This is a genomic window from Allobosea sp. P1_A7 (genome assembly GCF_056406775.1).
This window is the reverse complement of record NZ_JBFTZN010000624.1, coordinates 1-800: the sequence shown is the minus strand read 5'-3', so window position 1 is coordinate 800 and position 800 is coordinate 1. Positions and strand designations below refer to the sequence as shown.

General features: G+C 64.2%; 1 protein-coding gene. It reads right to left on the bottom strand.

Annotated features, from left to right (window positions below; all coding sequences use genetic code 11):
* A partial coding sequence (locus tag AC1D34_RS38080; protein WP_476827091.1) for an ATP-dependent DNA ligase occupies positions 1–527 on the bottom strand: 527 nt, incomplete at its 3' end.
* Between the last annotated feature and the right edge of the window lie 273 nt (positions 528–800).

Here is an 800-nt window from a genome sequence, read left to right as displayed (position 1 = left end):
GGCTCATAGCCGATGATGAAGAACCCTTCCGATTGGATGCACTTGATCTTGAGCCATTCGCCGCCCCGGCCGGATCGATAGGGCGCATCGCGCCGCTTCGCAATGATGCCCTCGAGGCCCATCTTGCAGGCGAGCGCCAGGAAGGCGTCGCCTTCGGCGTCGACGTCCGCGCTGAAAAGGATCGAGGTATGGGGCTTTATGATGCCGGGGAGCATCTCGCGCCGCTCCTCACACGCCAGCGGACGAAGATCGTGACCATTGAGATAGAGCAAATCGAAAGCGTACAGGAGCGCTCCGGCGGCAGATCGCTTGCCGCCCCGGCCACCGAGAGCTTGCTGCAAGGCGCCGAAGTCGGAAGCGCCGCGTTCGTCGAGCACGACGGCCTCACCGTCGAGGATGGCGCTATCCGGCCCGAGATCCAGAACATCACCTGGGATCGTCGGGAACCGGTTCGTCCAGTCATGACCGTCGCCGGCGGGTGGCTTGGAAGCCAGGAGAGCCAGGCAGGGCTTAATCCGATCAGGCATGGCGTCGAAGCGGAGCTTCCGCTGGCGCGCATCGCGCGCCTTGTTGACAGGGCCACGGACTATCTCGACTCCAGGGCCGACACGCAGGATACGACGCGCACACACAACTGATACTCCAACGCAGGCACGAGGTTCGCCCCGCCGTTCCGGGGGGAATAGCGGCGGGGCTCCCCAGGCCGTGACGGCGCCGGATGTGAACAACGCCACCACGCAGTAGCGAACCGCTGTCGAAACCAGCAGTTCCGGGCGGCGACTACTATTTCACTCGCTCAA